Annotated in this window: 13 protein-coding genes; 6 read left to right on the forward strand and 7 right to left on the reverse strand. The window is 68.6% G+C overall.

Annotated features, from left to right (window positions below):
* The first annotated feature begins 2 nt into the window (after positions 1 to 2).
* On the forward strand, positions 3 to 2,954 hold the full coding sequence (locus tag OG622_RS01300) for a glycoside hydrolase family 2 TIM barrel-domain containing protein (RefSeq protein WP_371572481.1): 2,952 nt from the start codon (positions 3 to 5) through the stop codon (positions 2,952 to 2,954).
* Positions 2,948 to 5,368: a glycoside hydrolase N-terminal domain-containing protein gene (locus tag OG622_RS01305; RefSeq protein ID WP_371572483.1), complete on the forward strand. Its 2,421-nt coding sequence runs from the start codon at positions 2,948 to 2,950 to the stop codon at positions 5,366 to 5,368. Before OG622_RS01300 ends, OG622_RS01305 begins: the two co-directional genes overlap by 7 nt.
* On the opposite strand, the gene OG622_RS01310 is transcribed toward OG622_RS01305, so the two are convergent.
* The 5 genes from OG622_RS01310 to OG622_RS01330 form a co-directional block, all read right to left on the reverse strand.
* Complete coding sequence (locus OG622_RS01310) at positions 5,325 to 5,753, reverse strand: FCD domain-containing protein (RefSeq protein WP_371572485.1); 429 nt, start codon at positions 5,751 to 5,753, stop codon at positions 5,325 to 5,327. The genes OG622_RS01305 and OG622_RS01310 overlap by 44 nt on opposite strands.
* A gap of 228 nt (positions 5,754 to 5,981) precedes the next feature.
* A complete protein-coding gene (locus OG622_RS01315) occupies positions 5,982 to 8,303 on the reverse strand; it encodes a family 78 glycoside hydrolase catalytic domain (protein ID WP_371572487.1) in 2,322 nt (773 codons plus the stop codon).
* Positions 8,304 to 8,348: 45 nt separating this feature from the next.
* Positions 8,349 to 9,128 carry a carbohydrate ABC transporter permease gene (locus OG622_RS01320; protein WP_371572489.1) on the reverse strand — a complete coding sequence of 260 codons (780 nt, stop codon included), beginning with the start codon at positions 9,126 to 9,128 and terminating at the stop codon, positions 8,349 to 8,351.
* Between the two features lie 43 nt (positions 9,129 to 9,171).
* Positions 9,172 to 10,098 (reverse strand): carbohydrate ABC transporter permease, encoded by a 927-nt coding sequence (locus tag OG622_RS01325; protein WP_371572491.1) that lies wholly within the window; start codon positions 10,096 to 10,098, stop codon positions 9,172 to 9,174.
* A gap of 77 nt (positions 10,099 to 10,175) precedes the next feature.
* Positions 10,176 to 11,405: an ABC transporter substrate-binding protein gene (locus OG622_RS01330; protein WP_371572493.1), complete on the reverse strand. Its 1,230-nt coding sequence runs from the start codon at positions 11,403 to 11,405 to the stop codon at positions 10,176 to 10,178.
* A 381-nt stretch (positions 11,406 to 11,786) separates the two neighbouring features.
* On the opposite strand from OG622_RS01330, the gene OG622_RS01335 reads away from it, so the two are divergent.
* A complete protein-coding gene (locus OG622_RS01335) occupies positions 11,787 to 12,806 on the forward strand; it encodes a LacI family DNA-binding transcriptional regulator (protein ID WP_371583976.1) in 1,020 nt (339 codons plus the stop codon).
* 529 nt (positions 12,807 to 13,335) lie between these two features.
* Positions 13,336 to 15,897 carry a beta-glucosidase gene (locus OG622_RS01340; protein ID WP_371572495.1) on the forward strand — a complete coding sequence of 854 codons (2,562 nt, stop codon included), beginning with the start codon at positions 13,336 to 13,338 and terminating at the stop codon, positions 15,895 to 15,897.
* A 103-nt stretch (positions 15,898 to 16,000) separates the two neighbouring features.
* On the opposite strand, the gene OG622_RS01345 is transcribed toward OG622_RS01340, so the two are convergent.
* Both OG622_RS01345 and OG622_RS01350 read right to left on the reverse strand, forming a co-directional pair.
* Entirely contained in the window at positions 16,001 to 16,237 is a 237-nt protein-coding gene (locus OG622_RS01345) for a hypothetical protein (protein ID WP_371572496.1), read from the reverse strand.
* A gap of 434 nt (positions 16,238 to 16,671) precedes the next feature.
* On the reverse strand, positions 16,672 to 16,959 hold the full coding sequence (locus OG622_RS01350) for a glycoside hydrolase family 30 beta sandwich domain-containing protein (protein ID WP_371572498.1): 288 nt from the start codon (positions 16,957 to 16,959) through the stop codon (positions 16,672 to 16,674).
* 346 nt (positions 16,960 to 17,305) lie between these two features.
* Here OG622_RS01350 and OG622_RS01355 point away from each other — a divergent pair, with 346 nt between their 5' ends.
* Both OG622_RS01355 and OG622_RS01360 read left to right on the forward strand, forming a co-directional pair.
* Positions 17,306 to 18,226 carry an MBL fold metallo-hydrolase gene (locus OG622_RS01355; protein WP_371572500.1) on the forward strand — a complete coding sequence of 307 codons (921 nt, stop codon included), beginning with the start codon at positions 17,306 to 17,308 and terminating at the stop codon, positions 18,224 to 18,226.
* A gap of 1 nt (position 18,227) precedes the next feature.
* A complete protein-coding gene (locus OG622_RS01360) occupies positions 18,228 to 19,529 on the forward strand; it encodes an amidohydrolase family protein (protein WP_371572501.1) in 1,302 nt (433 codons plus the stop codon).

The raw sequence follows: 19,529 nt of genomic DNA on the forward strand, positions 1-19,529 counted from the left end.
CCATGAGCGAGTCCACCGCGCACGACTACCTGGAAAGCCACTCTCCGGGTCACGGCCGCGCGCAGCCCCGCGCAGCTTTCACCTCCAACGCTCCCGTACTTGACCTGACCGGCACCTGGCGGTTCCGTCTCGCGGCGGGCCTGCCGCAGGTCACCGAGGGCTTCGAGGCGGAGGGCTTCGACGACAGCGACTGGGACACGATCGCGGTGCCGTCCTGCTGGCAGATGGACGGACTGCCGGGCGAGCCGCGCTTCGGGGCGCCGTCCTACACCAACCAGATCTACCCCTTCCCGATCGACCCGCCGCACGTCCCCGACACCAACCCGACGGGGGAGTACCGCCGCGAGTTCACCCTCCCCGCCCCGTGGCCGGCCGGGCGTACGCTGCTGCGCTTCGAGGGCGTCGACTCCTGCTTCGCCGTCTGGCTCAACGGCACGCTCCTCGGTGACGGCCAGGGCAGCCGCCTGCCCACCGAGTTCGACGTCACCGACACCCTCAGGGCGGACGGGCCCAACACCCTGGCCGTACGCGTGCACCAGTGGTCGGCCGCCAGCTACCTGGAAGACCAGGACATGTGGTGGCTGTCGGGTATCTTCCGCCCCGTCGCCCTGCTCTCCCGCCCGGACGGCGCGCTCACCGACGTCTTCGTCCACGCCGACTACGACCACCTCACCGGGCACGGCACGCTCTCCGTACACACCACCGGCGCACCGGCCCGCCTGACCGTCCCCGAGCTGGGCATCACCGACGCCGACCCCGCCGGGCCGCACACCGTCGCCGGGATCGTGTCCTGGTCTGCCGAGCAACCCAGGCTTTACGACGCCGAGTTGGTGAGCGACGGCGAGCGGATCCCGCTGCGGATCGGCTTTCGCCGGATCGAGGTCAAGGACGGCCTCATCCTCGCGAACGGGCGGCCCGTGCTCTTCCGCGGCGTCAACCGCCACGAGTGGAACCCCGACACCGGGCGCACCCTCAGCCACGAGGACATGCTCGCCGACGTCCTGCTGATGAAGCGCCACAACATCAACGCCGTACGCGGCAGTCACTACCCGCCGGACTCCACGTTCCTCGACCTGTGCGACGAGTACGGGCTGTGGGTCATCGACGAGTGCGACCTGGAGACCCACGGCTTCGGCCTGGTGGGCTGGGAGGGCAACCCCAGCGACGATCCGAGCTGGCGCGAGGCGTTCCTCGACCGGATGCGCCGCATGGTCGAGCGCGACAAGAACCACCCGTCCGTCGTCATGTGGTCGCTCGGCAACGAGGCCGGGCACGGCTCCAACCTGCGGGCCATGGCCGAGTGGACGCGCGAACGCGACCCGGAGCGGCTCATCCACTACGAGGGCGACGACAACTGCGACTACGTGGACGTCTACAGCCAGATGTACACCGACCACAACGGGCTGGGCGTCATCGGCCGCGGACACGAGCCCGTCACCCGCGACCCGGCCCAGGACGCCAGGCGCCGCACCATGCCCTTCATCCTGTGCGAGTACGCGCACGCCATGGGCAACGGCCCCGGCGGCCTGAGCGAGTACCAGGACCTCTTCGAGAGCTACCCGAGGCTGCACGGCGGCTTCGTCTGGGAGTGGATCGACCACGGCATCCGGCGCCGGTTGCCGGACGGCCGCGAACACTTCGCCTACGGCGGCGACTTCGGCGAACCGGTGCACGACGACAACTTCGTCTGCGACGGCCTCGTCTTCGCCGACCGCACCCCCTCCCCCGGCCTCACCGAGTACAAGAAGGCCGTCGAGCCGGTCCGGATCACCCTCGACCCGGCCGGCGGGACCATCCGTATCCGCAGCCACCTGCACACACTCGACACCGCACATCTGCGCTTCCGCTGGACGGTCGAGGACCAGGGCCGGCCCCAGGGCGACGGGGAACTTGCGGTACCGGCGGTCGCTGCGGGCGCCGCCACCGAACTGACCTGGCCCGAGGCCCTCACCAAGCTCTGCGACGCCCCCCTCGACGAGGGCGAGGAGCGCTGGGTGACAGTCACGGCCGAGCTGGCCGGGGACGAGCCCTGGGCCCCGGCCGGGCACGAGATCGCCTGGTCCCAGGCCGCGATCGCCGGCCCAGTGCCCGAAACCCCGCCGCTGGCACGGCCGTTGACTCCGGTCCTCACCGACGGGACGTACGCTCTCGGCCCGGCGGTCTTCGACGCCGTCACCGGAACGCTGCTGCGGCTCGGCGGCGACCTCGACGTCGACGGACCCCGCCTCGATCTCTGGCGCGCCCCCACCGACAACGACCTACGCACCTGGGGCGGCCCTCTCGCCGAGGCCTGGCGCAACGCGGGCCTGGACCGTCTCGAACACCGGACCGTCCGTGTCCAGCCCCACGACGGCGGCCTGGCCGTCACCATCCGCACCGCCCCCGCCGGCGCCGACCATGCCATGCGCACCGTCTTCCGCTGGGCGGCCGACGCCGAGGACCCCGGGCTGCTGAGGCTCTCGCTGACCACCGAACCCGTCGGAACCTGGCCCTGCCCGCTCCCCCGCATCGGCATCCGCCTCGCCCTCCCGCAGGACATCGAGACCGTCGACTGGTTCGGCCTCGGCCCCGGCGAGGCGTACTCCGACACCACCGCCGCCGTCCGCGTCGGCCGCTTCACCGCCCGCGTCGACGACCTCCAGACGCCGTACGCGCTCCCGCAGGAGAACGGCAACCGGCGCCAGGTCCGCCACGCCCGCCTGACCGGCGGCCACGGCAGCGGCCTGGTCATCACCGGCGGCCCTCACCTCGACCTCACGGTCCGGCGCTGGACCAGCGAGGATCTCGACCAGGCCCGGCACACCACCGACCTGCGGCCCCGTGACCGGGTGTACGTCAACCTCGATGCCGCCCAGCAGGGCATCGGCAGCGGCGCCTGCGGCCCCGCGACCCAGCCCCAGCACGAGCTGGTCGCCCGCCCGGTCACTCTGGCGATCGGCTTCCGGCCGTGCTGACCCTGTGGTACCGGCAGCCCGCCGACGGCTTCCTCCAGGCACTGCCGCTCGGCAACGGCGCTCTGGGCGCCATGGTGTACGGCCGCACCACGAAGGAGCGCGTCGACCTCAACGCCGACACCCTCTGGTCCGGCGGCCCCGCCGACCACAACGACGACGGGGCCGCCCGGCACCTGCCCGCCCTGCGCCAGGCGGTGCTGCGCGACCGCGACCACGTATGCGCCGAAGAGCTGGCCCAGCGCATGCAGGGCCCGTTCACGCAGGCGTACCAGCCGCTCGGCGCCCTGCTGCTCGACCTGGACCACGCCGGTGAGGCCGTCACCGGCTACCGCCGGGCGCTCGACCTCGCCGAGGGCGTGAGCACCGTCGCGTACACCGCCGACGGCGTACGCCACACCCGCGAGCTGTTCGTGTCGGCGGTCGCGGGCGTCCTCGTGGTCCGGCTGGACTGCGACCGACCGGGGGCCCTGTCGTTCACCGCCCGGCTCCGCTCGGCGCACCCAGGTCAGAACTCCAGCCAGGACCCCGGCCCGGCCACCATCACGGGCCGTGCTCCGGCCGACGTCCGGTTCGAGGACACCGGCCCCGACGCCGTCACGTACACCCCCGGCACCGGGACCGGATTCGCGGCAGGCCTGAAGATCCTGCCCGGCCCCGGCGGCGGCACCGTCGAGCGCACCCCGGACGGCGGCCTGCGGCTGGCCGGGGCGACGTCCGCCACGGTGCTGGTGGCCGCCGCCACCGGCTTCCGGGGCTGGAACCGGACCCCGCTGGGCCCGGAATCCGGCCTGGAGGCCGAAGCCGTACGGCAGTTGGAGGCCGCCGCCGCACTCTCTTACGACAGGCTGCGCGCCGACCACACCGCCGACCACCGGGCCCTCCAGGACCGGGCGCTGCTGCGCCTGGACCACGATCCGGCACTCGCGGCCCTGCCCACCGACGAACGGCTCGCGGCAGTCCGGGCGGGCGCCGACGACCCGGGGCTGGCCGCGCTGCAGTTCGCGTACGGCCGCTACCTGCTCATCGCCTCCTCCCGCCCCGGCACCCAGCCGGCCAACCTCCAGGGCATCTGGAACATCGAGATCCAGCCGCCCTGGCAGTCCAACTGGACCACCAACATCAACCTCCAAATGAACTACTGGCACGCGGAGACCACCGGCCTGTCCGAATGCCACGAACCGCTCCTGGACCTCATCGGAGACCTCGCCGAGGCCGGCCGGCGCACCGCGCACGCCTACTACCGCTGCCGCGGCTGGACCGCCCACCACAACATCGACATCTGGCGCAGCACCAATCCCGTGAAGGGCAGCCCCAGCTGGGCCAACTGGCCGATGGGCGCCGCCTGGCTCTGCGCCCACCTCTGGGAGCACTACCGGTTCACCGGCGACCGCCGCTTCCTCGCGGAGCGCGCCTACCCGGCCATGCGCGAGGCGGCGCTCTTTCTCCTCGACTTCCTCACGGAGGACGCCGACGGGTACCTTGTCACCTGCCCCTCCACCTCACCCGAACACCGCTTCCGGGCCAGGCGAAGCGAAGGGGGGGGCCCCCGGACGGACTCTGGAGAAGGGGCTTTGGTCGCCACCACCGCGGCGGCCACCATGGACCTCTGGCTCACCGACGAGCTGTTCACCAACTGCCTGGCCGCCATTGACGAGTTGGGCATTACGGACGACATCCGGCACTCCCTGCGCACCGCCGGCAAGCAGTTGCGCCCCGTTCCTCATGCCCCCGGGCAACCGCTCGCCGAATGGTGGGAGCCGGTCGAGCCCGAGGACCCCGGCCACCGGCACCTCTCCCACCTCTACGGCCTCTACCCGGGCAGCCGGGTCAACCCCGAGCACACCCCGGAACTCCTCACCGCCGCCCGCGCCGCCCTCGACCAGCGCCTGGCCCACGGCGGCGGAGGCACCGGCTGGAGCCTGGCCTGGGTCGCCGCCCTCGCCGCCCGCCTGGGCGACGGGAACGGTGCCCACCGCGCCCTGCGCGACCTGCTGGCCGGATCCACCTCCGACAACCTCCTCGACCTCCACCCGCCCGAGCTCTTCCAGATCGACGGCAACTTCGGCGCCACGGCCGCCATCGCCGAGATGCTGCTCCAGAGCCATACGGACAAGCTGCGGCTGCTCCCCGCCCTTCCCTCGGCCTGGCCCTCAGGAAGCGTCCGCGGCCTCCGCGCCCGGGGCCGCGTCGGGGTCGACCTGGACTGGCAGGACGGCTGCCTGACCACGGCGGGACTGAGCATCACGGCCCCGGGCGTGTACACGCTCACGGCACCGACCGGCGGCCTGCCGCTACGGGTGACGGACGGCGGGGGCGCACCCGTCGCGGCGGCCTGCACGCCCTTGCCGGGCGGGTTCGTACGAGTGGCCTTCACGGCACAGCGGCCATCCATCTTTGCGGTTCGGCCCGATTGATCCGCCGAAGTGCGTGCTGGAACAAGTCGACCTGCTCGGCGAAGAGGTGATCGTACTGCTGCAAGCAGGGCGTTTCCCGCGGGTCCGGTCCTCTGCCTCGGCTCTTTCGGGCCCCGCGTGGCGGGGCCCGTGCAGGGTCAGTTCGCGGGGTCGGCGGTGTGCCCCGGCGGAGAGGCGCCGACGGCAGGGTTTTCCCCGCCAGCCACTGCTCCACCACGGCGATATGGACGGTGGTGGTGGAGACGGCCAGAGGGCCGTCGCGTGCCTGGAGCGCGGCGAGGATCGCCTCGTGGTCCTGGTGGGCTTGGTCCAGGGCGCGCCGGGTGCGGCTGCCCCGGACGATGCGCACGCGCTGGGTACGAGTGGAGAGGACTTGGAGCAGCATCGACAGGACGGGGTGAGGAAGCCGGCAGTGTCGAACAGGAAGTTCGCGGTGGGCGAGAAGACCTGGATGTCGCCGGTCCACCCCACTTCGGTCAGGTCGCGGTCGGCTGGGTGCGGTTGCGCGTCCGCGGTCTCGCGCCGGGCAGCGAGGTCGTCGTACGGCACTGGAAGGTCCTCGTGAACGGGGGCTCGGTACGCGTCCCCTGCGCACGGCGAAGTCGACCGACAGCTACCGCGTGGCGGGCGGGGGCGAGGAGGTGCTGGAGCCGTCTCGAGCCACTCCGTTCTGAACGGGTAACCGCGAGAACTCGACGTCGAGGGTGTAACGACCGGACGACAGCTCACGGTCGGCGTGGCCCGGCCAGCGAAAGACCGCGCGGCTGCCCCTGGGGATGGTCACCGAGACCGTCACGCGATTGTCCTGGCGGTGCCAGTCGACAGCGACTCGGCCGTGGGGGGTCTGCAGTGCGCACCGAGCCCAGTCGATGCCGTCCGCAACCTGCGGTGCCACCAGGATCTCGTGGTAACCAGGGGTCAATGGCGCGATACCTCCTACGGTGCGATGGATCCAGTCGGCTACCGCCCCGAGCGCATAGTGGTTGAAGCTGGTCATGTCGCCCGGGTTGATACGGCCATCCGGCAGCATTGAGTCCCAGCGCTCCCAGATGGTCGTGGCGCCCATGGTGACTGGGTACAGCCACGACGGGCACTCGCGCTGGAGAAGCAGGCGGTACGCGGTGTCAATGTGCCCTGTCGAGCTCAGAGCGCCGGTGACGAAAGGCGTTCCGGCGAAGCCGGTCGAGATCCGGTGGCCGCTCGCCTCGACGAGTTCAGCCAGCCGGTCACCGGCCCAGGCCTGTTCCGTTTCGTCGAGCACCCCGAACGCGATAGCCAGCGTGTAAACGGAGGCGCAATCGCTCTTGATGCGCTGATCGTCGACGTAGTGGCGGCGGAATGCGGCCCGGATGCCCGCGGCCGTAGAGGCGAATTCCGCGGCTTCCTCGGATTTGCCGAGCAGCCGTGCCGCCTGCGCGACGAGCATCATCGTCCGGTACGCGCACGCCGTTGCCACCACACCGGGATCCGCTTTGGCGCGTTCGGGGTGTTCGGCAGGGGCGTCCGGGTCGAGCCAGTCGCCGAACTGGAAGCCTGTGTCCCACAGGCCCGAAGGGGATAGCGATGCGCGGACCCTCCGTGCGTGGGCGAGCATCGTCGGGAGCGTCTCGCTCAGGATCGTGAGCTCGCCGTACGCCTCCCACAGTGCCCAGGGAACCCAGACAGCAGCGTCGCTCCACAACGCAACAGGCTGGCCTGCCGGCGGGCCGGCTTCCGCGTCGACGGCATGCTTGAGGATGTCAGGAACGACGAGTGGGACGATGCCGGCGTGGGACTGCTCGAGCGCGAGGTCGCGCACCCAGTCGAGGAGGAAGTCCTTCACGTCGAACAGAAAAGCGGCCGTCGGTGCGAACGCTGAGAGGTCTCCCGTCCAGCCGAGGCGTTCGTCGCGTTGCGGGCAGTCAGTGGGGACGTCGACGAAGTTGCCCTGCATGCTGCGGACGACGTTCGCGTGGAAGGTCGTCAGATCCGGGTCGGAGCACTCGAACTCACCGGTCCGGCGCAGGTCGGACGAGACGACGACGGCGGTCACCGCGTCATCGACCGGAAGTCCTTCCGGCCAGCCGCTGAGTTCGGCGTAGCGAAACCCGTGGAAGGTCATTGTCGGCTCGAAGGTGTCGTCCCCGCCGCTCAACGTGAAATGGTCGGTTGCCAGAGCCGAACGCAGTGGCCGTACGCACAGCTCGCCGTCTTCGAGGACCTCGGCGTGCCGTGCCGTGATGACCGTCCCCACTGGTCCGCGCACACGGAGCTTGAGCCAGCCGACGACGTTCCGTCCGAAGTCGATGAGGACGGCGCCCGAAGGGCTGCGCCATGTCGTCTGCGGCTGCAGGTGGGCGATGCGCCGTACCGGCGGCTTGGGGTCAAGACTGAGGCGGGCGCTGTCGTAGTCCACCAGACGGACACCGGCCCAGCCGTCGGCCTGGAATCCGGGGCGCAGCCAGGCATCGTCCTCGCGTCGGGCATCGATGGCCTGGCCGTTGTACAGGTCGTCGGCGACCACCGGCCCGGGGCCGGACATCCACGACTCATCGGTGGCGACTACCGCCTCGTGCCCGTCGGCGTAGGTCAGCCGCAGTTCCGCGAAGGCAGCGATGTCCTGACCATAACGATTCGTCTCGATCCAGCCCAGACGTCCGCGGTACCAGCCGTTGCCGACTGTGATCGCGAGCGTCGAGATCTCGCCGACGAGATCAGTCACGTCGAGCTCGACGAAGTGCAGTCGCCACTCGTAGCTGGTCCACCCTGGAGTCAGTACGGCGTCCGTCACCGGCCGTCCGTTGATCCAGGCCTCACATATGCCCAATGCGGACAGTCGCAGGGTGGCTGCGACCAGTCCTCCGTGCCCTGGCTCGGTGGAGAACTCCCGTCGGAATCGCGGGGCGGACTCGATGCCGTTTTCGGGCGCGATGAAGCGCCCCGTCCAGATGGTCACGTAAATTCCAATTCACCAAAGCACTGTGGGGGGACAACGATGAACTCAGCCCTTGAGGCCGCCCGCAAATCCTTGGACGATGTAGCGCTGGAGAACGAAGTACGCAGTGAGGATCGGCACGATACTGATGATTATCCCGGCGAAAATCAGGTTCCACTGGGCGCCGTATTGGCCCACGAATCCGTAGACGGCAACGGTGATCGTCTTGTTCCCCGAACCCGACAGGTAAAGCAGCGGTTGCAGGAAGTCATTCCAGGTGAACACTGCATTCAGGATCACGACCGTTCCCGTGATCGGCCGCATCAGAGGGAATACCACCGACCAGAAGGCACGGAATGCGCTTGCGCCATCGAGTGCGGCAGCCTCTTCGAAATCGTGGGGCAGTGCGCGCATGAAGCCGGCGTACAGGAAGATCGTGAACGGCATCGATTGGCCGACGTTCGCGAGGATGACACCGCTGAGCGAGCCAAGCAGGTGAACGTCGCGCATCGTCTGGTACAGCGGAAGCAGAGCGAGCTGCATCGGAAGCAGGAGTCCCGCAAGGAACGCGAAGTAGCTGACGGTGGACCACCGCGAGCGTAGCCGGGAGAGGGGGTAGGCCGCGGACGACGCGAAGACGACCAGGAAGACGATGGTCAGGATTGTGACTATCACGCTGTTGATGAGCCCACCGCCGAGAGCGCCCTGGTGCCACGCGTCGACGAAGTTCTGGAAGGTCGGATGCTTGGGAAGCGCAAGAGTCGAGCTCTGGTCACCGGGAGCCTTGAAGGCGATGTTGAGGAGCAGAAAGACTGGGAAAATAAACACCAGGGCCGTCAGGATCATGACGACTTCGAGGACCCCTGTCCTCCATGTGTAGCGATACATCTCAGCCTTCGTTCTTGGAGATCATCCGATACTGAAACGCTGATGCCGCAGCCACGAACAGGGTGAGTACGACAGCCAGGGCAGCGCCGTTACTGAATCGCCCCAGCTGAAAGGCGTCCTTGTAGATCAGCGTCGAAATCGTGTCGGTCGCACCGCCGGGTCCGCCCTGGGTCATGACGAAGACCTGGTCGAACAGCTTGAAGCCCCCGATAAGGGAGAGCATCAGGTTGATCGTGAACGCCGGAGCCAGCATCGGGCGGACGATGTACCAGAAACGCCGCACCGGGCCAGCGCCGTCGATCGCCGCCGCTTCGATCACTTCATCCGGAATTCCCTGGAGCCCCGCAAGGAAGATGACCATGGAGTATCCGACAAACTGCCAGATGACGACCGCGATGATCGCCCAGATCGCGACCTTCGGGTCGCCGAGCCAGTTCTGCCGCATTCCACCGAGGCCGATGTTCTTGAGGACCTGGTTGAGTGCGCCTTCCGGGGCGAGGAGGTTCTGCCAGAGGAAACCCACCGCGATCGACGTGATCACCACTGGTGCGAAGAAAAGAACCCGCAGGAAGTTCCGCGACTTGATCTGCGAGTTCACACCGAGGGCGATGAGCAGGCCGATGGCGTTCTGGACTACTGTCACGGTGACAGCGATCAGCAGGGTGTTCTTGATCGCTGTCAAGCTGTTCGTGTCGTCGAAAATCGACCGGAACTGGCGCAAACCAACCCAGTGCTTGACCGACGAGACACCGTCCCAGTCGGTGAACGCGAAGAGGCTGCCCTGTACCGCAGGAACGATCACCGCGAACGCGTAGAGCGCGGCTGCGGGCAGAACGAACCACCACACCGACTGTGCGTAACTGCGGTACCGACGCCTCGGTCCGGGTGCCGGCGCGCCCGTGGGCGCGGGATCAGTACTTGTTGCCATGACGGGACTCCTTGCTGTCTCTCGCAGATGGACAGCGTGGTGCGCGTTCCTCGCGCCGTGCTGTCCGTTCTTCCAGCTCATCCCTTGTAAGCGGCATCCATTGCGGCGAGCACGTCCTTGACCGAGGCCTGTCCGCCCAGGAGCTTCTGCAGCTCGTCCTGGTAGACCTGGGTCAGGTTGGCGTTCGGCCAGGTCTGGTCGGGGAAAGCGGCGGTCTTGTCGCTGCGCACCTGATCCGACACACCCGCCAGAGCCGGCGCGGGCTTGAATCCCTCCACCGTGGTGCTGGGGAAGATGGATCCGGCCTTGACCGCGACGCCCATCCCCTTCTTGGACATGTAGAAGTCGAGGAACTTCTTTCCCAGTGCGACGTTGCCCTTGGCGTTGACGCCGTACCCTGCCCCCAGGCCGACCGGCAGGACAGTCTGCGAGGGGTCGTCCGTTGCGGGGAGTGCGGCGGTCTCGAACGTCGTTCCGCTCGGCGCGTCCTTCTGGATGTCGACGATCTGGTTGCTCACCGTCACGATGCCGAGGGCGTCACCCGTGGCGACCTGCTTCTGCGCGACATCGAGGCTCGTTCCGAGGGAGTCCTTGGTGAAGCACCCGGCCTTGAGCATCTGCTGGTACTTCGTCAGCGCGGTGGTCCACTCGGAGTCGCTGAATGTCGCCTTGCCGGCTGCCTGCTGTGCCGAGAAGTCCGGGTTCGGTCCGTACACGAGAGTGGCGGTGAGAGCGTAGGGAAGGTAGTTGAAAGTACCGCCGGCGAGGCCGGCCATCGCGTAGGCAACCTTGCCCTTGGCCTTGGCGGCCGAGCAGAGGTCGAGCACCTGGCTCCACGTGGTGGGCGCCGTCTTGCCGATGGCCTTGAGTGCCTGCGTGTTGTAGGTGGCGGGGATGATGGTCGAGTTGTTGGCGACCATCAGCACCTTGCCGTCAGCGCTCATGACGTTCTTGGTCGCTTCGTTGAAGTTCGAAGCCCAGCTCTCCGAGGAGAGGTCTGCGAGGTACTTGCCCTTGGCCAGAGTCTGGGCCGTGATCGGGTTTCCGTTGCCGGGGAAGACGACGTTGACGTCCGCTGCGGTGCCCGAGACGAGCTGGGTGTTGATCTGCGTCAGGATGGCCGGCCAGGGGTAGCCGGTCAGCTTGACCTTGACTCCCGGATTGTCCTTCTCGAACTGAGCGATGACCGCCTTCATCACGGCGTCATCGGCCCAACCGGCAACCGTGAGGTTCTTGCTGCCGGAGGTGGATCCCGAGCCGGAATCCGAGTTGGTCGAACATCCGGCAAGGGCCAGAGCTGTGGTCACACTGACACAGGCGACCGCGAATAGACGGTTTCTTCGCATGAAATGCTCCGCTGGATTCCAAACGTGGAGCCTGGACGTTACGGCCTCGTAAACAGGACTCGTCCGGCAATGTGCTAGTGACCGTAGAACTCGGACGTCTGAGTGTCAACCGGTTCACAAAAAACTGGTTCGCGAAGCTTCAGGGCAGTCGATGAGGCGGTGCGCTGAGCCATAAGTGCTGCTCAGCGGCATCACGCAAGCGAGTGCGATCGGATTCAGCGGAGACCGGTCTACAAGATCGGGCCACGAGCCGGATGCGCGGTGGTAGCCTCGCGGATGGTTTCAAGAAGGAGGGCAACTGTGGGATCGGATACGTCCGCTGGTGCGGGTCGGCGCCCCTCGATGGACGACGTGGCCCGGGCTGCAGGAGTGTCCAAGGGCGCGGTGTCCAAAGTGATCCGCAACGCGTACGGGGTCAGCGATGCCATGCGGACGCGCGTGGAAGTCGCGATCCAGGAGTTGGGGTACCGGCCCCGTATCGCGGCCAGAGCCATGAGGGGGTCGAGCTTCAGCATCGGCCTGGAAATCCCCAACCTCGGCAACGACTTCCTGACCCAGATCATGCAGGGTTCGGCCGCGCAGTTGGCCGGTTCAAGCTACCAACTCATGATCGCCCCAGGGATCGGCGAGCTCAGCGGTGCGCCGGTCCTGGAGAATCTGGCCGACCGCCAGGTCGACGGCCTCATAGCGATCTCGCCCGAGGTCACGCCGGACTGGCTCGAGACCCTCGCCCTCGAGCTCCCGATCGTCCTCATCGGACGGCACGACGACTCCGTCAACTACGACACAGTCACCAGTGACGATGTCGCAGGTACGACGTTGGCCCTCGATCATCTGCGCACTCTCGGGCATGAGCGGATCGCGCACCTCACGATGCGGATGCGGCCGGAGGCCCGGCCGTGCGCCCCACACTCGCTCCGCCTGCTGACGTACGAGCAGATGACCGCCGACGCCGGCCTGGACTCGATCGTCGAATACTGCACTGACGCACAGGACGACGCTTACGCAGTAGCGCGCGAACTGCTGAGCCGTGATCCCTCGATCACTGCCATCTTCGCCGGGCACGACAACCTGGCGATCGGCGTGCTGCGTGCGCTCGCGGATCTGAGACTCACCACCAGGGACATCTCCGTGGTGGGGTATGACGACATCCACGTCGCCGGCCACCCACTGGTGTCGCTTTCCACCGTCTCGCAGTTCGGCGAGAAGATGGGCGCGATGGCGATCGAGCTGCTGATGGAGCGGATCTCCGGCAAGCGAACGACCGCACGCCACTACCAGATCCATCCGGAGCTTCGAGTCAGAGCCTCGTCGCAGGCCGCACGCAGCCGTAACCTGCCCGAGAGCCGCACGGGGAACTGAGCGCCGACCACCCGGAACATGGCCGAAGTCCGGTGCATTGCCCGCCCTTCCTTGGCCGCTCAGTCCTGACGGCAGGCTGCCCTCCTCATGGCGAGGGCCCCAGGACACCGCCTCGTTCATGTCAGACGGACCGGCTGCACGAGGCGGCGCGCGATGGTCGCGAAAATGGACCGGTCTACGTTCCTGACCGGGACTCGGTATGAACGTCACGACGCGCCGCAGTCCGCGAATTTTCAGGCCATAGGCTCGACATCGGATCTGCTGCTCGGATCGACGCGGTCAATCGGCGCCCCGTCCGACGGCACAGCAGATAGTTGTGTGAACCGGTTGACGCCCATTTTGCAGACAGCTACCTTCAATCCCACTGCGCATCAGCCCACAGTCGGTGACCCCCGACCCGGCGAAGCCGCCCTGCAGCGTCCGGTTTGGCTGTGCCGCGTGTCAACGCAGTTCGTTGCCTTCGTCACGACCCTGAGAGGTCATCGATCAACCCGATTCATGCCGCGGTGAGTGGCCTGGAAGGACCCGCATGACTTCCGTTTCCCTGCCTGACGACGCCGAGCTGCGTCGCCGCGTCCGTGCTCTGGACCTCGATTCCAAGGCACAACTGCTGACCGGGGACAGCCTGTGGACGCTGCCGGCCGAGCCGCAGCTGGGCCTGCTTTCGGTGACGATGTCCGACGGCCCGCAGGGAGTGCGCGGGACCGGAGCGGACCCGGACGCCACCGGGCTGCTGGCCCCGGCCCCCAGCGCTCTGGCGGCGACGTGGGACGCGGAGCTCGCCGAGCGGCTGGGAGAGCTGTTCGCCACGGAAGCACGCCGCAAGGGTGTCGACGTACTGCTGGCGCCGTCGGTGAACCTGCAGCGCACTCCGGTCGCCGGGCGGCACTTCGAGTACTTTTCCGAGGACCCGCTGCTCACCGGCACTCTGGCCGCCGGCATGGTCCGCGGTCTACAGGCCCGCGGCGTGGGCGCGTGTCTCAAGCACTTCGTGGCCAATGACTCGGAGACCGACCGCACCCGCTACCGCTCCCGGCTGGATGAGCGCACGCTGCGCGAGGTCTACCTGGCCCCGTTCGAGCACGTCCTCGCCGCGGCCGGGCCGTGGAGCGTGATGGCCGCCTACTCGGGGGTCGACGACGGAGTGGACTCAGCGCCGATGACCGAGCACGCCGGGCTGCTGCGGGGTGTCCTCAAGGGTGAGTGGGGTTTCGCCGGACCCGTGGTCAGCGACTGGGCCGCCACCGGCTCCACTGTGGCCTCGGCGGCCGGCGGCCTCGACCTGGTGATGCCGGGACCTGATGGCCCATGGGGAGAAAACCTCGTGGCGGCCGTACGCGCCGGCAAGCTGGACGAGCGGATCATCGACGACAAGGTGTTGCGGCTCCTGCGCCTGGCACGGAATACCGGCCGCCTCGGCCTCCCGGGACAAGAGCCTGCACCGGCGTCCTCGGAGAGCTCCCATCTCTCGCCCCCCGCGCCCAGGGAGTTCGCCCTGCTGCGTGAGGCCGCCGCCCGCGCCACCGTGCTGCTGCGGCACACGGCGGACGTGCTGCCCCTCCAACCGGACGGCATCGGCAGCATCGCGCTGATCGGCCCGAACGCGGTCACGCCGTATCTCCAAGGAGGCGGCAGCGCGTTCGTCCCGGCGGCGCACACGGTGTCCTTCGAGGAGGGGCTGCGCGCCCAACTGCCCGACCACGTACGCCTGACCGTGCATCGCGGCGGCGACTCGCGCTGCCGCCCGCCTTTCGTGTCCGGCGTGCTGCTCACCGATCCCGACACCGGCGCGGCGGGAATGCGGGCCGACCACCTGGACGCCGACGGCAACCGGATCGGCGGTGAGGTTCGCGAGAGCGGCGACTGGACGATCTACGACGACTTCGGGCCGACGACACACCGGGTCGTGCTGCACACCGTGCTGACGTTGTCCGAAACCGGCGTGCACCGCCTGGAGTTCGGCTGCGCGGGACGCTTCCGCGTGACGGTGGACGGTGAGCAGCGGTGGGCCGGCGACGACGACCGGGGCGTGGAGCTGGTTCTCGAGTCCAGCCATCACCACCCGACGCTGCAGGGCATCGACGTGGAGGTAGGGGCCGAGGCCCGCAGGATCACCCTCGCCATCGACCTCACCGTCGTCGAGCCCGGCGGCTACAACCGTTTCGTCACCGCCCAGCTGCGCCACGCCTTGCCCGGACCGACGCCGTACGAGGAGATCACCGAAGCCGCCGCCGCGGCCGGGGCGGCCGATGTGGCCGTGGTCGTGGTGGGCACCAACGAGGAGACCGAGTCGGAGGGCTGGGACCGCACCGGGCTCGAACTGCCCGGACTTCAGGACGAATTGGTGCGCAAAGTGCTCGCCGCCAATCCCCGTACTGTAGTGGTCGTCAACGCTGGCGCACCCGTACTGCTGCCCTGGGCCGACGAGGTACCCGCACTGCTGTGGGCGTGGCTGCCGGGCCAGGAGGCCGGACATGCGCTGGCCGACGTCCTGCTGGGCCGGACCGAACCGGCGGGCCGCCTGCCCTGGACGCTCCCCGCCCGGACGGAGGACGTCCCGGTCCCCGACGCCCAGCCGCACGACGGCATCGTCGCCTACTCCGAAGGCCTCCATATCGGCCACCGAGCCTGGGACCGGCAGGGCCTCGTGCCCGCCTTCCCGTTCGGACACGGCCTCGGCTGGACTGAGTGGACGTACGAGTCCGTCACCACCCCCAAGTCGTCCGTCTCCGCCGGCCACCTGACCGGCCACACAGGCGGAGACGGACTCCAGCTGACCGTGGAACTGACCAACACCGGCCCCCGGCCGGGCCGCGAGGTCGTCCAGGTCTACCTGGAGCCGCCGCAGGACGGCCCCGAACGTCCCGTACGCCAGCTCGCCGGCTTCACCACTGTCCAGGCGGCGGCCGGCGCACGAGCCACCGCCCAGGTCCGGGTGCCCGCCCGAGCCTTCCAGATCTGGGATCCCGGCATGCGAGCCTGGCATACCCCGCCCGGCCGCTACCGACTGCACGTCGGACGCTCCAGCCGCGACCTGCGACTGACCGCTGACGTCACATCTGACGGCGACCGCCTCCATACAGCGGTCTGACGCCATTCACCTCCGCGTCTGATGATGCCCGCCCGCAAGGAGTTGCACGATGTGCACCACCCCGACACCCCGCGAGAGGGTCGCTGATCAGAGGCGCGCTCCGTCAAGGTCGGCCGGGTCGGCCCCCGGAGCGTTCGGTGAAGATCTCCACCGCCGTGGGCGGGAGGCGGTAGACGTACGGCGTGGTGCCCCACTGCCCCTTGAACGTCGCCGCTGACGTTCCGGTGTTGTAGAGGGCGGTCAACTGCGTGCCGTCGGAGAGCGTGGCGGTCCTGCGCTGCACCTGGCTCAGGTCGCCGCTGCCCGGCTGCTCGTCCGCAGGGCCAACCGGAGTGAACACGTCGACGTCATACAGCGACCACCAGTTCTGCGCTGCACCCGCGTTGACCAACCGGATGTAACGGGCTTGGGTCTCCGGGAAGATCGCTGTCGTCCTCTGGTCCTTTCCGGCTCCCGAGGCGACCGGATCGCCCAGTTCTTCCCGTCGTCGGAGCGAAGATCTGGTAGCCGTGCGTCTGGTCGCCCAGGCTGGTTCCGGAGTCCATGACGACCTGGTCCACGGTCTGGGCCGAACCGAGGTCGATGTCGAGCCAGTCGCCTTGACCGCATGGCCCGACCGGTGCTCCACCGGGTAACGGGGTGGGCGTCGATCGCGTGGGACGGCGGACTCCCGTCCGCGCTGGCGATCCCGCTGACCTTCCAGTCATCGCGCGGCAGAGCCTGCTGCTCCGTGGTGAGCTCGACCGATCCACCGGTCGGCACGGTCTGCCCGTACTACCGGTCACCGACGCGCACCCGGTCCTCGAACGCCGACAGATCCGGGCTGTAGCTGACCACGGGACGCGTGCCGCCGGGGGTGTCGAAGGTCAGGTCGACCGAGTCCAGCGCGCCCGGGGCGGTGCTGCCGTGCTGGGCACCCTTCCAGGTGAACGTCGCGGCCGCCCCGGGGTTCAGCCGGTACGGGAACCAGCGGTCTCCGCGCTGTACACGGAAGGTCTTCTGGCTCTTCCCGGAGTTGTGCGCGATGAGCACGGACGACCCGTCGGGGTTGACGAACGCCACACCTCGACGCTGCCCGCACCGAGCAGTACGTCGAGCGGGCCGTACCCGGCTGGGCGGTTGAGGCTGGGCGGGGCTGCATCAGGCCTCCCCCGCGGCCTGGAGCGGGGCAGCGTCCGGCGTGGTCCGTCCGTCGACCGGCCCCGCGCATCGCCCGATCCCCTCCGTTACCCCGTCGAGGGCCGGGGCACCGCTCCCCCGGCACATCCCTGCGCACCGACCAGACCCGGGAGTCACCAGCCCGCAAAGAAAGACGCTCACCAGCATTGACTTACGTACACTCTTCGTCCGAAACTCAAATGGGGTCGCACCCGGGCTCCCTACGAGATCAAGCAGAAGCGAGAGATCCATGGCAACGGAGCGATGGAACATCGGTGACGTCACCGTCACGAAGGTCGACGAGGTCGCCCACTGGATGCCGCTGGAATGGTTGGGCGACGCTCTGCCCGGTTCGACCCGCGCGGAGATCGAGGAGATCGACTGGCTGCGGCCCGTCTACGTCAAGGACGGCCAGATCAACATGAGCGTCCACGCCCTTCTGGTCGAGACGCCGGAGAAGAAGCTGGTGATCGACACCGGCATCGGCAACGGCAAGAAGCGCGCCATGGAGATGTTCGACATGCTCGACACCGACTTCCTGGAGCGGTTCGAGAAGGTCTGGTCCCCGACCGAAGTCGACGGGGTCGTCTGTACGCACCTGCACGTGGACCACGTCGGCTGGAACACGCGACTGGTCGACGGCGCGTGGGTGCCGACCTTCCCGAACGCCGAGTACTTCTTCGTCAGGCACGAGTTCGACCACTGGAAGGCGTACGCGGAGGCGCGCAGCGGCGGTGCCGGATCCGGTGACGGGTACACGGAGTGGGCGCACGACATGGTCGACGGCGTCGCGGTGTACGAGGACTCCGTGCGGCCCATCGCCGACGCCGGTCTGATCACGTTCACCGAAGCGGGCGGGCACATCACTTCCGAGGTGTCACTGATCGACACCTCGGGCCACACGCCCGGTCACGTCGCGGTGCTCATCGAGTCCCAGGGCGAGAGCGCGGTGATCACCGGGGACCTGATGCACGCCCCCTGCCAGGTCGGGCGCCCCGACTGGTCGGCCAGCCTGGACAGCGACCAGAAGGCGTCGGCCAAGACCCGGCGGGCGTTCCTGGAGCGGTTCGCCGACACCTCCACGCTCGTGATCGGGACGCACTTCGGCACCCCGAGTGCCGGCCGCATCCAGCATCACGGCGATTCCTTCCGCATCATTCCGGAGCAGTGAGATGCCCACCACGTATTACACCGGCTGCCGACTGATCACCGGCGACGGCAGCGCGCCGCTGGACGACGCGGTGATCGCCGTACGCGACGGGATCATCGACGCTGCGGGACCGGCCGCCGACGTACCGGTCCCCGAAGGCGCGACCCGGGTCGACCTGAGCGGCAAGACGGTCATGCCGACGATCGTCAACCCGCACGGGCACATCGGGTATCTCAAGGACGGCGAGACCCACCCGCGCAACTACTCGCGCGAGAATGTCCTGGACCACCTGCGCCGGCTCACCTACTACGGGGTCAGCGTATTCCAGTCCCTCGGCACCGACCGGGACGGCATCGAACTGGCCGTCCGGGACGCCCAACGGTCCGGTGACCTGACCGATCCCGAGCTGGCACTGCTGCTCAGCGCCGGTAGCGGGCTGGTCGCACCGACCGCGGGCTCGGCCAACGCCGGACCGTTCTTCGCCACCGATGTGCTGCACGAGGTCACCGGCCCCGAGCAGGCCCGTCGCACGGTGCGGGAACTCGCCGCCGCGGAGCGGAAACCCGACGTGATCAAGTTCTGGGTGGACGACCGGTGGGGGCAGAAGGCGAAGTTCGGACCGGAAATCTCCGCGGCGATCATCGCCGAGGCGCACGCACAAGGGCTGCGGGCAATCGCCCACATCTTCGAGCTCGACGACGCCAAGGCCGTCGTACGGGCCGGAGCGGACGGGATCGCCCACATGGTCCGCGAGCCCGGACCGGACCAGGAACTCATCGACCTCCTTGTGGAACACGACGTCTTCGTGTTCACGTCCATGAGCATCCAGAAGGGCTTCTTCGGCGACACCGCGTGGCTGGACGACCCCGCGCTGGCCGAGACCGTGCCGCCTGCCCACCGGGCCGCCGTACGCGCCCAGGTGGAAGCCTTCGCCGCATCGGTGGACACCGACTGGCAGAAGGCCTACGAGGTCCTCGAGAGCGGACTGTGCCGGCTCGTCGAGAGCGGCGTCCGGGTCCTGCTGTCGGCCGACAGCGGCGTCGGCTCCCAGTTCCTCGGCTTCGCCGAGCACCTGGAGCTGGAAGCGATGGTGCGGGCCGGGATGCCCGCACCGGCGGCGATCCGGGCCGCCACGCTGCTGCCCGCCCAACTCCTGGGGCTGGCCGACCGCGGCAGCATCACACCCGGCAAGCGCGCCGACATGCTCGTTCTCGACGCCGACCCGCTCGATGACATCGCCCACACCCGCCGGATCTCGCAAGTGATCATCGGCGGCGTTCCGATCGACCGGCCGGCGCTGCGCGCGGCCTGGGAAGAAGGATGA

It is taken from the genome of Streptomyces sp. NBC_01314 (assembly GCF_041435215.1).
Taxonomy (GTDB): Bacteria; Actinomycetota; Actinomycetes; order Streptomycetales; family Streptomycetaceae; genus Streptomyces.